General features: G+C 74.0%; 8 protein-coding genes. 5 read left to right on the top strand and 3 right to left on the bottom strand.

What is annotated here, in order from left to right; all coding sequences use genetic code 11:
- Positions 1-52 precede the first annotated feature (52 nt).
- Positions 53-1,300, bottom strand: coding sequence for a nucleotide sugar dehydrogenase (locus ACZ4MH_RS16445; RefSeq protein WP_351598973.1), 1,248 nt, complete (start codon positions 1,298-1,300; stop codon positions 53-55).
- Between the two features lie 209 nt (positions 1,301-1,509).
- Here ACZ4MH_RS16445 and ACZ4MH_RS16440 point away from each other — a divergent pair, with 209 nt between their 5' ends.
- The gene (locus tag ACZ4MH_RS16440) at positions 1,510-3,216 is read left to right on the top strand and encodes a glycerol-3-phosphate dehydrogenase/oxidase (RefSeq protein ID WP_351598971.1); all 1,707 of its coding nucleotides are present in this window, start codon (positions 1,510-1,512) and stop codon (positions 3,214-3,216) included.
- Positions 3,217-3,298: 82 nt separating this feature from the next.
- Here ACZ4MH_RS16440 and ACZ4MH_RS16435 read toward each other — a convergent pair whose 3' ends face one another.
- Entirely contained in the window at positions 3,299-4,618 is a 1,320-nt protein-coding gene (locus tag ACZ4MH_RS16435; RefSeq protein WP_351598969.1) for a serine hydrolase domain-containing protein, read from the bottom strand.
- Between the two features lie 194 nt (positions 4,619-4,812).
- On the opposite strand from ACZ4MH_RS16435, the gene ACZ4MH_RS16430 reads away from it, so the two are divergent.
- Both ACZ4MH_RS16430 and ACZ4MH_RS16425 read left to right on the top strand, forming a co-directional pair.
- Entirely contained in the window at positions 4,813-6,684 is a 1,872-nt protein-coding gene (locus ACZ4MH_RS16430; RefSeq protein ID WP_351598967.1) for a serine/threonine-protein kinase, read from the top strand.
- 358 nt (positions 6,685-7,042) lie between these two features.
- Entirely contained in the window at positions 7,043-9,697 is a 2,655-nt protein-coding gene (locus ACZ4MH_RS16425; RefSeq protein ID WP_467754542.1) for a protein kinase, read from the top strand.
- On the opposite strand, the gene ACZ4MH_RS16420 is transcribed toward ACZ4MH_RS16425, so the two are convergent.
- Entirely contained in the window at positions 9,664-11,208 is a 1,545-nt protein-coding gene (locus tag ACZ4MH_RS16420; protein WP_351598101.1) for a class I adenylate-forming enzyme family protein, read from the bottom strand. The genes ACZ4MH_RS16425 and ACZ4MH_RS16420 overlap by 34 nt on opposite strands.
- A 181-nt stretch (positions 11,209-11,389) precedes the next feature.
- Here ACZ4MH_RS16420 and ACZ4MH_RS16415 point away from each other — a divergent pair, with 181 nt between their 5' ends.
- Positions 11,390-12,592: an amidohydrolase family protein gene (locus ACZ4MH_RS16415; RefSeq protein ID WP_351598098.1), complete on the top strand. Its 1,203-nt coding sequence runs from the start codon at positions 11,390-11,392 to the stop codon at positions 12,590-12,592.
- Entirely contained in the window at positions 12,592-13,725 is a 1,134-nt protein-coding gene (locus tag ACZ4MH_RS16410) for an acyl-CoA dehydrogenase family protein (RefSeq protein ID WP_351598095.1), read from the top strand. The genes ACZ4MH_RS16415 and ACZ4MH_RS16410 overlap by 1 nt, the downstream gene beginning before the upstream one ends.
- The last annotated feature ends 1 nt before the right edge of the window (position 13,726 follow it).

Genomic DNA, 13,726 nt, shown 5'->3' with positions numbered 1-13,726 from the left:
GCGGTTCTTCGCGCGTAAGGGGCCCTGCCGGCGCGGCAGGGCCCCTTCGCGTTCACAGCCGGTGCGCCGCCCCCGTAGGCGTCGCCCCGCGCGTGTCCAGCAGCAGCTGGGCCTTCACGGCCAGGCCCTGGAGGTCGTACGTGCGGTGGTGCTGCAGGAGCAGCGTGAGGTCGGCGGCGGAGGCGGCCTCGTACAGCGAGTCCGCGCGCGGGACCGGGCGGCCCAGCACCTGCCACTGGGGGACGTACGGATCGTGGTACGTCAGGTGGGCGCCCAGCTCCAGGAGGCGGGAGGCGATCTCGCGGGCCGGTGAGCCCTCCTCGTCGCCGATGTCCGGCTTGTACGTCACCCCGAGCAGCAGTACGCGCGCGCCGCGGGCCGATTTGCCGTGCTCGTTCAGGAGGGTGGCGCAGCGCTGGATGACGTACCGGGGCATCCGGCCGTTGACCTCCTGGGCGAGCTCGACCATGCGGAGCGGGTAGCCGGGGGTGCGGCCCTTGTGGGCGAGGCAATTGGGGTCGATGGGGGCGGCGTGGCCGCCGACGCCGGGGCCGGGGCGGAACGCCTGGAAGCCGAAGGGCTTGGTCTCGGCGCAGCGGATGACGTCCCAGAGGTCCACGCCGATGTCGTGGCAGAGGACGGCCATCTCGTTCATCAGGGCGATGTTGACGTGCCGGTAGTTGGTCTCCAGCAGCCCGGCGGTCTCGGCCTCCTTGGGGCCGCGGGCGCGGACGACCTTGTCGGTGAGCCGGCCGTAGAAGGCGGCGGCGGCTTCGGTGCAGGCGGGGGTGAGGCCGCCGATGACCTTGGGGGTGTTGGCGTGGCCGTAGCGGCGGTTGCCGGGGTCGTAGCGGGCGGGGGAGCAGGCGAGGTGGAAGTCGCGTCCCGCGATAAGGCCGGAGCCCGCTTCCAGGAGTGGCCGGAGGAATTCCTCGGTGGTCCCGGGGTACCCCGTGGACTCCAGGATCACCGTGGTGTGGGGGCGCAGATGTGCGGCGAGGGTGCGGGCGGCGTCGGCCACCGCGCGCAGGTCCAGGGCGCGGTCCTCGCCGAGCGGGGTGGGGGCGCAGATGACCGCCGTACGGACCCGGCCGAGCGCGGCCGGGTCGGTGGTGGTGCGGAAGCCGGCGGTGAGCAGCCGGCGCACTTCGGTGGGGGAGAGCGGGCCGTCGGCGCCGAGGCCGGCGGCGGTGTGCGGTGCGGGGGCGTAGCCGAGGGTGCCGAGGCCGGCGGCGACGGCGGCCTGGGCGAGGGGGAGGCCGATGTGGCCGAGTCCGATGACGGCGAGGTCTGCGGGCATTCTGGCCGTCCTTCCCGAGCGATTCCAGGTAGCGCATAAGTAGACTAAGCCGACATTTGACCCAGAATGGGGATTGGTGGATCAAGGGTGCGGAGTGGCGCCTTCCCGACCGGTAAGTGTGCGGAGGGTGGCTGGCCCGGCCACCTCCGGACAGAATCAACAACGGGGTGTGGCACCGATCACAGCACCGACCGAAGCGGGAGGCAGTGGTGAGGACAGCGACACTGGGACCGGCCGAGCGCGCCGGAGCACTGGCACAGATGGCGGAACGCGAGCTGGACGTGCTGGTCATCGGCGGCGGCGTCGTCGGCGCCGGCACCGCACTGGACGCGGTGACGCGCGGACTGTCCACGGGCCTGGTCGAGGCGCGGGACTGGGCATCGGGCACGTCATCACGCTCCAGCAAGCTGATCCACGGAGGGCTGCGCTATCTGGAGATGCTGGACTTCGCGCTCGTACGGGAGGCGCTGAAGGAACGCGGGCTGCTGCTGGAGCGGATCGCGCCGCATCTGGTGAAGCCGGTGCCCTTCCTCTATCCCCTCCAGCACAAGGGCTGGGAGCGCTGGTACGCCGGCACGGGCGTGGCGATGTACGACGCGATGTCGCTCTCCTCCGGGCACGGCCGCGGGCTGCCCGCCCACCGGCATCTCACCCGTTCGCGCGCGCTGCGTGTCGCGCCCTGCCTGAAGAAGGACGCGCTGGTCGGCGCCCTGCAGTACTACGACGCCCAGATGGACGACGCGCGGTACGTCGCCACCATCGTGCGCACCGCCGCCGCCTACGGGGCGCTCACGGCCAACCGGGCCCGGGTCGTCGGCTTCCTGCGTGAGGGCGAGCGGGTGGTCGGCGCCCGCGTGCAGGACGTGGAGGCCGGCGGCGAGTACGAGGTGCGCGCCCGGCAGATCGTCAACGCCACGGGCGTGTGGACCGACGACACCCAGGGCCTGATCAACGAGCGCGGCCAGTTCCACGTCCGCGCCTCCAAGGGCATCCATCTGGTCGTACCGAAGGACCGCATCCACTCCACCACCGGGCTGATCCTGCGCACGGAGAAGAGCGTGCTGTTCGTCATCCCCTGGGGACGGCACTGGATCATCGGCACCACCGACACCGACTGGGACCTGGACAAGGCGCACCCCGCCGCCTCCAGCGCCGACATCGACTACCTCCTCGAACACGTCAACTCCGTCCTCTCCACCCCGCTGACCAGGGACGACGTGGAAGGTGTGTACGCGGGGCTGCGGCCGCTGCTGGCGGGCGAGTCGGACGCGACGAGCAAGCTGTCGCGCGAGCACACGGTCGCGCACCCGGTGCCGGGCCTGGTCGTGGTCGCGGGCGGCAAGTACACGACGTACCGGGTCATGGCCAAGGACGCGGTGGACGAGGCGGTGCACGGGCTGGACCAGCGGGTCGCGGACTGCGTGACCGAGGACGTGCCGCTGGTGGGCGCGGAGGGCTACAAGGCGCTGTGGAACGCGCGGGCGCACATCGCGGCGCGCACCGGCCTGCACGTCGCCCGTATAGAGCATCTGCTGAACCGCTACGGCTCGATGGCGGAGGAGGTACTGGAGCTGATCACCGACGACCCGTCACTCGGCGCGCCGCTGGCCGCCGCCGACGACTACCTCCGCGCCGAGGTCGTCTACGCCTGCACCCACGAGGGCGCCCGCCACCTGGACGACGTGCTGACCCGGCGCACCCGGATCTCCATCGAGACCTTCGACCGGGGCACCCGCAGCGCCCGCGAGGTCGCCGAGCTGATGGCGCCCGCGCTGGGCTGGGACCAGGACCAGATCGACCGGGAGATCGAGCACTACGAGAAGCGGGTCGAGGCCGAGCGGGAGTCCCAGCGGCAGCCGGACGACCTGACGGCGGACGCGGCCCGGCTGGGCGCGCCGGACATCGTGTCGCGCTAGCGGGCGCGGCGCGGCGCCGGGCATGGCGTGGCGCCGGGCGTGGCGTGGCGCCGGGCGTGGCGTGGCGCCGGTCCGTCCGGCGTCACGCCCGCGGGCAGAACTCCGCCGTCAGCAGGGCGCGTATCCGGCGGGGCGCGTCCGGCCGGTCCGTGTTCATCCGCAGCGTCAGCACGTGCCGGCCGTCCTCGGTGGCCGCGGTCTGCGCGTACGAGCCGTTGATGTCGCCGTCGTGGCCCCATACCGTGACGCCGCACGGCAGCCGGGTCCCGTAGAGGCCCAGCCCGTACACGCCGTTCGTGTCCTTTTCGTCCCGCATCTGGGCGAGCTGACGGGGCGGCAGCAGCCGGCCGCCGAGCAGCGCCGCGAAGAAACGGTTCAGGTCGCCGAGCGTGGTGACCAGCTCGCCCGCCGCGCCCGCCCGGCTGGGGTCGAGCGTCGTACTGTCCACCCGCTCCGCGCCCACCTGCGAGTACCCGCGCCCGTACGGCCGCGGCAGCCGCGGATCGGTCCCGGGGAAGGACGTATCCGACAGCCCCAGTGGCGCGATGATCCGGCGCCCGGCCTCCTCGGCGTACGAGTGCCCGGTCACCGCCTCGATGATCTGCCCCAGTACGAGGTAGTTGGTGTTGGAGTACGCGTACCGGGCGCCGGGGGCGGCCTCCGGCGGATGGGCGAGCGCCGTCCGCACCAGCTCCGCCGGGGTGTAGGTGTCGTAGCGGTGCGCGGTGAAGCCGGCGCCGTGCAGCTCCCGCGACAGCTCCGGGTCGGCGGTGTAGTTGTACAGGCCGCTGGTGTGGTCCAGCAGTTCGCGGACGGTGACCTCGCGCGGGTCCGTACGGCCGGGGACGAGGGCCGGCAGCAGCGCGCCGACGGTGTCGTCCAGGGAGAGCCGGTGCTCGGCGGTCAGCTGCAGCACGACCGTGGCGATGAAGGTCTTGGTGAGGCTGCCCGCGCGGAAGTGGTCGGCGGGTGTGATGGGCCGGTCCGTCCGCAGGTCGGCCACGCCCGCTGCGGTGAACCGCGAGGCGTACACCTGACCGTCACGGGTCGTCAGCGCCGCCGCGCCCGGCGCCTCCCCGTCCGCCAGCGCGCGAACCGCCCGGGCGGTCGCGGGCTTCGGCGCGTGCGCCGGGCCCTTCGGTGTGCTGGATGTACGCGTCGCACTCGGGGTACGGGACGGCGCGTGCCTACCGGGTGACGGGGGGCGCGCATCGGGGCGCGGCGTACGGGGCGTGGGCGGCGGCGAGCCCGTACCGGGGTCCGGCGAGCCTGTGGCGGGGCGGCGCGCGCCGGGCGCATCCGTCGCCGCGAAGTGCGCCGGAGCGCGGTCGTTGCCGGCGCATCCGGCCGTGAGGAGCACGCCAAGGGCCGCCGCCAGCGCCGCCGCACGGCTAAAATTCACGGATCGCAAGGTCAATCGGGACTCCCGGTAGTCGGGCCCATCATGACGGGTGCCCAGCGCGTACTCCTCCTGGCCCCGGGCCTTCCCCACCGCCGCGGATGAGGGAGAATGAAGGCTCTGCCAGGGTGGGTTGTCCGAGTTGGGGTATTTTGGTGTTGCGGTTGCCAACTCGGCTGGATTGCAGAGGGGATTCAGTGGGCGACGAGGACGCCAAGGACGGCGAGACGGGCAGGCTGCTCGCGGGCCGTTACCGGCTGGGCGATGTCCTCGGCCGGGGCGGGATGGGCACGGTCTGGCGGGCACGGGACGAGGTCCTGGGCCGCACGGTCGCGGTCAAGGAACTGCGCTTCCCGGGCGGGGTCGAGGAGGACGAGAAGCGCCGCCTGATCACCCGTACGCTGCGCGAGGCGAAGGCGATCGCCAGGATCCGCAACAACGGCGCGGTCACGGTCTACGACGTGGTCGACGAGGACGACCGCCCGTGGATCGTCATGGAACTGGTCGAGGGCCGCTCGCTCGCCGAGGTGATCCGCGACGACGGCGCGCTCACTCCGCGCCGCGCCGCCGAGGTCGGCCTCGCCGTCCTGGACGTGCTGCGCGCCGCGCACCGCGAGGGCATCCTGCACCGCGACGTGAAGCCGTCCAACGTCCTGATCGCCGACGACGGCCGGGTGGTGCTCACGGACTTCGGCATCGCCCAGGTCGAGGGCGACCCCTCGGTCACCTCCACGGGCATGCTCGTCGGCGCGCCTTCGTACATCGCGCCGGAGCGCGCCCGCGGCCAGAAGCCCGGCCCGCCGTCCGACCTGTGGTCGCTGGGCGGCCTGCTGTACGCCTGCGTCGAGGGGGTTCCCCCGTACGACAAGGGTTCCGCGATCGCCACCCTCACCGCGGTGATGACCGAGCCGGTGGACCCGCCGAAGAACGCCGGTGGCCTCGAAGAGGTCATCTACGGGCTGCTGGTGAAGGACCCCGCGGGGCGGCTGAGCGACGAGGCCGCCCGTGCGCTGCTGACGGCCGCCGTCAACGCGCCCGAGGACACCGGCGCCAAGCCGCCGGAGAAGCCCGTCGAGGCCACGCGCATGATGGCGCTGCCGCCGAAGCCTCCGGCACCGCCAAGACCCACCGCCGCCACCGCCGGCGCGGCCGCCGAGCCGGCCAGGGAGCGGATGCGCGGCGCCCTGAAGTCCGTACGCAGCGCCGCGGCGGCCGCCTCGGCCGCCCGCTCCGCGCCGAAGCCGGGCGGCACGCCGGCGTCCGGCCGGCCGACGTCGGGCGCGTCCCGGGCCTCGCTGACCGACGTCGTACCGAAGCGCACGCTCGTGATCGTCGCGGTGGTCGCCGTCCTCGCGGTCATCGGTACGGTGCTGGCCTTCGCGCTGAGCGCCGGGGACGACACCGCGGGCAAGGGCACGGCCCAGGGCAAGCGGAGCACCGACGCGGCCCCCGCGTCCGACGAGCCGCAGGGCGAGCGCAAGGCGAGCCCGCAGGCCAGCAGCGGGGCGCCGGCCGAGCAGGCGAGCGGGACGCCCGCGAAGGACGACGCGGGCGACGACGGGAAGAGCGACGACAAGGGCGGCGACAAGGGCAGCGACAAGAACGGCGCCCTCCCGGACGGCTTCGAGAAGGTCTCCAACGGCCGGTTCCACTTCACGATGGCGATGCCGAAGGGCTGGAAGCAGACCGGCACGGCGGGGCAGAGCTCGGGCGGCATCTACAGCGCGTCCGGGGGCTTCCCGCGCATTCAGGTCGACTTCAACGCCAAGCCGACCGACGACGCCGCCGCGGCCTGGCGCGGCCTGGAGCCCGCGGTGCGCGGCAGCAGTGCGGGCTACCACCTCATCGGCATCAAGAAGGCCGACTGGCGGGACTTCCCGACCGTCGCCGACTGGTCGTTCACCCGTGAGCAGCACGGCCAGAAGGTGCGCGTACTGAACCGTGGCTTCAAGGTGGACGGTGGCCACGGCTACGCGATCATGATCAGCTGCAAGGCGGGGAGCTGGTCGGACAAGGAGTGCCGACAGCTCCGGGAGACCGCGTTCCGCACCTTCCAGGTGAAGGGCTGAGGGCCTCCGGGGGAGCGCCGACGGCCTACGGAGTGAGGGCCGGTGGCCTACGGGGGAGAGCCGGTGGCCCACGGATCAGCGGGCTGATCCCGGCACGCGCGTAACTGCCGTCCCCCGCGTCCGTATGAGGGACTGATCATTCCGCCCGCTCCGGTGGCAGAAAGCCGCCGGGGCGGGTGAGCGCTGTTGCGCCGAGCGGTCCCCAGGCGGACCCGGGACACGTATCGTGGCCCCACATAGACCGTACGCGGCCGCATTTCGGCAGTATTGCGACTGGAACCGACCACGGACCGCTGTGCCGGGGGGTAAGGACGGTCCAGGGGTAGGCCGCGGGCATCGCGCGCACTGGGGAGGCGTCGTGGACGAGTACGCGGGGCGAGTGCTCGCCGAGCGCTACCGCCTTCCTGTGCCGCCGCCGGACGCGCCCGAGCCGGTCCTGACCCGCGTGCTGGACACCTACAGCAGCCAGGAAGTGCTGGTCCGTCAGGTGCCGCTCCCGGACGTCGTGGACGCGGAGCTGGTCGACGAGTACGACACGGGGGCCGGGTCCGGCCGGGAGTACGGCGGTGCGGGGGGCGGTGGCCGCGGGCGGCGTACGGATGCCGGTCCGGGCTCCGGCGGGGGCTCGCGGGCCGACCGCGATCCGTCCGATCCCGTGGTGCGGCGCGCCCTGGAGGCCGCGACGGCCGCCGCGCGCGTCCCGGACCATCCCCGGCTCGACCAGGTTTTCGACGTCTTCGCGCAGGACGGCAGCCTGTGGATCGTCAGCGAACTGATCCCCGCCCGGCCGCTGTCGGCGCTGCTCGCCGACCGCACGCTGACCCCGCACCGCGCGGCGGAGATCGCCGCCGACATCCTCACCGCCCTGCGCGCCCTGCACGCGCACGGCTGGACGCATCGCAACATCACCCCGCGCACGGTCCTGGTCTGCGACGACGGCCGCGTCGTCCTCACCGGCCTGGCCGCCGGCGCCGCGGAGGAGGCGCTGTGCGGCTACGACCCGGTACCCCGCGAGGCGGAGCCGCCCCCGGGAGCGGTCCGCGCGGGCGTGGTACGGGAGTGGCGCGCGGGGAGCGGGGGCGCGCCGGGGGCTTTGGGTGGTGGGGCTGTGCGGGGTGGTGCTGTACCTGGTGGGGCCGTGCACGGTGGCTCTTCTGGGGTGCCTGGGGCGCGTACGCCTTCGGGGGCGGGGGCGGCTGGGGAGCGCGCGCCTGCGGAGGCGGGGCCGCGTACGCCTGCGGAGGCGGGGCCGCCCGGAGCGCGTGCGTCTTCGGAGGCTGCTGCGGCCGAGGACGATCCGCGGCGGGCGCGGGCCGGGGCGATCGCCGCGTACCGGGCCGGTGCCAGGGCCGCGGCGGCGCGCACGGCCGGTCCGGGGAACCGTTCCGCCTTGCCGCCGGGGCCTCCCGGCGTACCGGGCCGCCCCGGCCCGCCGCAGGGGCAGCCCGCCGCACCGGGCAGTGCCACGTACGGAGGCGGGCTGCCGGGCCCCGTACGCAGGCCGCAGGGCGGTACGAACGCGCTCCCGACCGGCCCGCAGAGCCGCCCCGTGGGGCTGCCCGCGCCGCGCGCCGGTGCGGCGGCCGGCGTGCAGGGAGGGCCGGACACCGGCGTGTACCCCGGCGTGGCACAGGGCAACGCGCTGGCGGCCGAGCGGGCGCGCCAGGCGCGGATCACGATGGTCGGCGCGGTCACCGAGCGCTGGGCGCCCGAACAGGCCGGCCCCGTCCACGCGAACTGGCAGCTCGCGCCGCCCGTCGGCCCGGCCGCCGACCTCTGGGCGCTCGGCGCCCTGCTCTTCCGCAGCGTGCAGGGACACGCCCCGTACGCCGAGGAGAGCGCCGCCGAACTGGTCCAGCTGGTGTGCGCCCGCCCGCCCGCGCACGCGGAGGAGTGCGGCGCGCTGCGCCCGGTAGTGGAGTCGCTGCTGCGCCAGGACCCCACCGAACGGCCCGACTTCGAGGAGCTGCGCGGCTGGCTGCGCTCCCTGGTGCGCGCGGCACCGGAGCCGGAGGCCGGCCGCGCGGTCGTGACCGTACCGGCCCTGGAACTGGGCAGTGATCCGCGCAGGCTGCCGATCGTGCGCCGGCGCGGCGAGCTCGTGCGGCGCGGCCGGCACAAGAAGCCGCGCCCGGGCCGGGAGCGCCCGCACGGGCCCGCGGCGCCCACGGCCCGTCCCGCACCGCCGCCGCCCGCCGAGCGCCCCGCACCGCCACCGCGCGCCCACGACGGCGTCCGCGACCGCGGAGGCGTCCGTGACCGCGGCCGTGACCGCGTGCGGCAGCACGAGCCGCGGCCGAGCCGCGACCGGACGTCCCGCGGCGGCCCGCGCCGGCTCGGCATGCTGCTGCTCGGCCTCGTGCTGCTGCTGGTCGTCGGCGCGGTGCTGGTCGCCGTGGCGTTCCTGCCCGGGAACGGCACCGACCCGGACGACTCGGGGAACGCGCGGAGCAGCGTCCCCAGCGGTACCGAGACCGGCGCGCCCGCGCCCGACCCGGCGCAGTCGCAGCCGGACGGCGCGGAGCCGACCAGCACCCGCCCCCGGACCACCGCACCGGACGGCCTGGCCGACGGCTTCGAGATGCGCGACGACCCCGAGGGCTTCCGGATCGCCGTGCACGAGGGCTGGCAGCGGCACGGCAAGAACGCCGAGGGCCAGGTGCGCTACACCAGGGGCGCGTTCACGCTGCTGGTGGTGCCGGGCCGGGACACCGCGAAGCGGTTCGGCTCCGACCCGATGGCGTACCAGCAGGACAAGGAGGCGGAGCTGGCGCCGTTCCGCGACGCGAACTGGACCTCGTCCTCGGGGCTGCGGCGCACCGATGTCGGCCGTACGGTCATGGCGGAGGGCACCTTCACCTGGGGCGAGGACAGCGCCTCCGCGACGTACGCGCGCAACATGGCGCTCCTGGACGGCGGCCGCTACCACCTCGTCCTGGTCATCGGCCCGGACCGCGATCGGGCCGACGTGGACCGCTTCTACGAGCAGGCGTCGACGTCCTTCCGCCCCTGAGAGCCGGGCGCGAACCGGGCGCGCAGCTCGCCCTTGAGCACCTTGCGCAGCGTCGCGCCCCGAGGCAGCGCGTCCACGACCTCCACCCGTTCGGGCACCTTGTGCGGCGCCAGCCCGCGCCCTCGTAGCCATGCGCCCAGCGCCTCCGGTGTCACCGGGAGCGCGCCGTCCCGCAGTTCCACCACCGCGCACACCAGTTCCCCGCGCTCGGCGTCCGGAAGCCCGATGACCGCGGCGTCCCCGAGGTCTGGATGCAGGTGGAGCAGGTCCTCGATCTCCTGGGCCGAGACGTTCTCGCCCTTACGGATGATGATGTCCTTCAGCCGCCCGGTGACGACGAGGCGCCCCTCGGGGGTGAGGCGCCCGAGGTCCCCGGTGGGCAGGAACCCGTCGGCGTCGAACGGGTCCGGCTCGCCGAGGTACCCCTGGCACACGGCGGGGCCGCGCAGCCGTATCTCCCCGTCCGCGCCGATGCGGATCTCCATGCCGGCCGGCGGGCGGCCGTCGGCCGTGGCCAGGTCCGCGTCGCCGTCCAGCGGGTCGCCCATGGTGACCATCGGGGCCTCGGTCAGCGCGTACCCGTGGGTGAGGGCGCAGCCCAGCTCGCGGACCACCTCGTAGTACAGCCCGGGAGGTTTGGGCGCGCCGCCGCCCGCCAACAGGCGCAGGTCGGGGAGCAGCGGCCCGGGGTCGGCCCGGCGCCGCTGTTCGGCAAGGAAGAGCTGGTAGAAGGCGGTGGAGCCGCCCGCGATGGTGACGCGGTGCCGGCGGTACGCGCCCAGCGCTTCGGGCAGCGCGAAGTGTTCGAAGAGGACGGCCGGGATGCCGTGCCGCAGCAGCATGACGGTGTAATCGGGGCCCGCGACATGCGCGTACGGGAACGCCATCGAGCCCACGTCGCGCGCGTGCACGCGCAGCGCGCGCCCGAGGTCGGTGCCGGCGGTGAGCAGCGCGCGGTCGCAGTGCAGGACGCCCTTGGGGCCCGCGGTGGTGCCCGAGGTCCAGTAGATCCAGCGGGTCTCCCCGGGGCCGGCGGGCGGCGGCGGCAGCCCGGCCGGGTCGCCGTCGGGGAGCGTGGCGTACGCGTCGAGGACCGTGAGCGGGCCGGGGAGCCGGGCGGCGGTCCGGCGGGCCATGGCGGTGTGGTCGAAGCCGCGCCAGGTGCCCGGTACGAGGAAGAACTCCGCCGCGGTGCGGTGCAGTACGTGCGCGACCTCGTGGTCGCGGTAGAGCGGCACGACCGGGCTCTGGACCGCGCCGAGCCGGGCCAGGGCGAGGCCGATCAGGACCGTTTCGATGCGGGTCGGCAGCTGCCAGACGACCCGGGTACCGGCGCGCACGCCCCGCGCGTGCAGCCCGGCCGCGACCCGTTCCGCGCGGGCGCGCAGCGCGCCGAAGGTGAGGGCGCGGTCGTCGGCGGCGGTCTCGCCCGCCTGGATGAGGGCGGTCGCGTCGGGACTGCGCCCGGCCCGCTCCTCGACCAGGCCCCACAGGGTCTCTCCGACCGCCATCCGCCCTCCGATCGCTCACCAGAACTGACGCTGCATCAGATGCGAACGGCAGCGTAGGGGCCCATGCCTTGTCGGTTCAGAGGGCGAGGGCTAGCCTGCATCTGACGGGCCATCAGATACGGCTGGACCGGAGCCGTGCCCGGGCGAGGCGAACCCGACCGAGGGGAATCAGGGGAGTCCGATGGAGCTACCGCGCATCATCAGCGTCGACGACCACGTGATCGAGCCCGCGCACCTCTTCGAGACCTGGCTGCCGGCGAAGTACCGGGATCGCGGGCCCAGGCCGCTGACCGCCGGCATCGGCGAGCTGGCGTACGTGGGCGGCAAGTACGTCATCACCATGGACCCGGACGGCCCGCCCACCGACTGGTGGATCTACGAGGACCTCACGTTCCCGTACAAGCGCAACATCGCCGCCGTCGGCTTCGACCGCGACGACATGACGCTGGAGGGCATCACCCGCGCGCAGATGCGCCCCGGCTGCTGGGACCCGGCCGAGCGCCTGAAGGACATGGACCTCAACCACGTCGAGGCGTCCCTCTGCTTCCCGACCTTCCCCCGGTTCTGCGGCCAGACCTTTGCGGAGGCGCACGACAAGGAGGTCGCGCTGGCGTGCGTGCGGGCGTACAACGACTGGATGGTCGAGGAGTGGTGCGGCGACAGCGGCGGCCGGCTGATCCCGCTGTGCATCATCCCGCTGTGGGACATCGACCTCGCCGTCGCCGAGATCCACCGCAACGCGGCGCGCGGCGTCCGGGCCGTGACCTTCTCCGAGATCCCGACGCACCTGGGCCTGCCGTCGATCCACTCCGGGTACTGGGACCCGTTCTTCGCGGCGTGCCAGGAGACGGGGACGGTGGTCAACATGCACATCGGGTCGTCGTCGCAGATGCCCGCCGCCTCGCCCGACGCGCCGCCCGCCGTACAGGCCTCGCTCAGCTTCAACAACGCGATGGCGTCGATGATGGACTTCCTGTTCTCCGGCGTCCTCGTGAAGTACCCGCGGCTCAAACTCGCGTACAGCGAAGGTCAGATGGGCTGGATTCCGTACGCCCTCGAGCGCGCCGACGACGTGTGGGAGGAGCACCGCGCGTGGGGCGGGGTCAGGGATCTGATCCCGGAGCCGCCGTCCACGTACTACTACCGGCAGATCTTCTGCTGCTTCTTCCGCGACAAGCACGGCGTCGCCTCGATCGACGTCGTCGGCCGCGACAACGCCACCTTCGAGACCGACTACCCGCACGTCGACTCGACCTTCCCGCACACCAAGGAGGTCGCCCTCGACCACGTCAAGGGCCTCGACGACGAGACGATCCACAAGCTGATGCGCGGCAACGCCATCCGCATGCTGGGCCTGGACCTCGACAAGGACCGGGCCGCGTAGTGGACCTCGCGTACACGGCGGAGGAGGAGGACTTCCGCGGGCGGCTGCGCGCGTGGCTGCGCGAGGTGCTGCCGAAACTCCCCGCCCGGCCCGCCGCCACCGACTGGCCCGGCCGCAGGGCCTACGACACGGCCTGGCAGCGGCTGCTGTACGACGCCGGGTACGGGCACGTGCACTGGGACGCCTCGCCGACCACACGGCTCATCTTCCTGGAGGAGACGGAGAAGGCGGGCGCCCCCTACGTCGGCGCGAACTTCGTCGGCCTGCTGCACGCCGGCCCCACCATCGCCGCCGAGGGCACCGCCGAGCAGCGTGCCCGCTGGCTGCCGCCGATCCTGCGCGGTGAGGAGGTCTGGTGCCAGGGCTTCAGCGAGCCGGACGCCGGCTCGGACCTGGCGGCGCTGCGTACGAGGGCGGTGCGGGACGGCGACGCCTACGTGGTCAGCGGCAGCAAGATCTGGACCTCGCACGCCGAGGTCGCCGACTGGTGCGAGCTGCTGGTGCGCACCGACCCCGAGGCGCCGCGGCACAGGGGTATCAGCTGGCTCGCGATGCCCATGGACGCGCCCGGCGTCACCGTACGGCCGCTGCGCACGCTCACGGGGACCGCCGAGTTCGCCGAGGTCTTCCTCGATGAGGTACGGGTGCCGGTGGCGAACCGCGTCGGGGCCGAGCACGACGGCTGGCGGGTGACGATGGTGACGCTCTCCTTCGAGCGCGGCACCGCCTTCGTGGGCGAGGTGGTGGCCTGCCGCCGGGTGCTGGCCGAACTGGCCCGCGCCGCGCGGCAGAACGGCCGCTGGGACGACGCGGTGCTGCGGCGCAGGCTGGGGCGGCTGGCCGCGGAGTTCGCCGCGCTGTGGCGGCTCACGCAGTGGAACGTCAGCGAGGCCCAGCACGGCGGCGGCGTGCCCGGGCTCGGCGGCTCGGTCTTCAAGCTGCGGTATTCGCACGCCCGGCAGGAGCTGTACGACGCGGCGGCCGAGGTACTGGGCGCCGGATCGCTGGACGCGGACCGGGAGTGGATCGCCGACCGGCTCTCGGCCCTCTCGTACACGATCGCGGCCGGTACCTCCCAGATCCAGCGGAACATCGTGGCCGAGCGGCTCCTCGGCCTCCCGAAGGGGCGCTGAC

Source organism: Streptomyces sp. NPDC026301 (genome assembly GCF_055567935.1).
The sequence above is the reverse complement of the archived record's forward strand: the minus strand, read 5'-3'. Positions and strand labels throughout refer to the sequence as shown.

Bases quoted from the DNA above. Each gene is read 5' to 3' on its own strand.
- ACZ4MH_RS16445 (WP_351598973.1), bottom strand. From the start codon at position 1,300: ATGCCCGCAGACCTCGCCGTCATCGGACTCGGCCACATCGGCCTCCCC.
- ACZ4MH_RS16415 (WP_351598098.1), top strand. From the start codon at position 11,390: ATGGAGCTACCGCGCATCATCAGCGTCGACGACCACGTGATCGAGCCC.
- ACZ4MH_RS16420 (WP_351598101.1), bottom strand. From the start codon at position 11,208: ATGGCGGTCGGAGAGACCCTGTGGGGCCTGGTCGAGGAGCGGGCCGGG.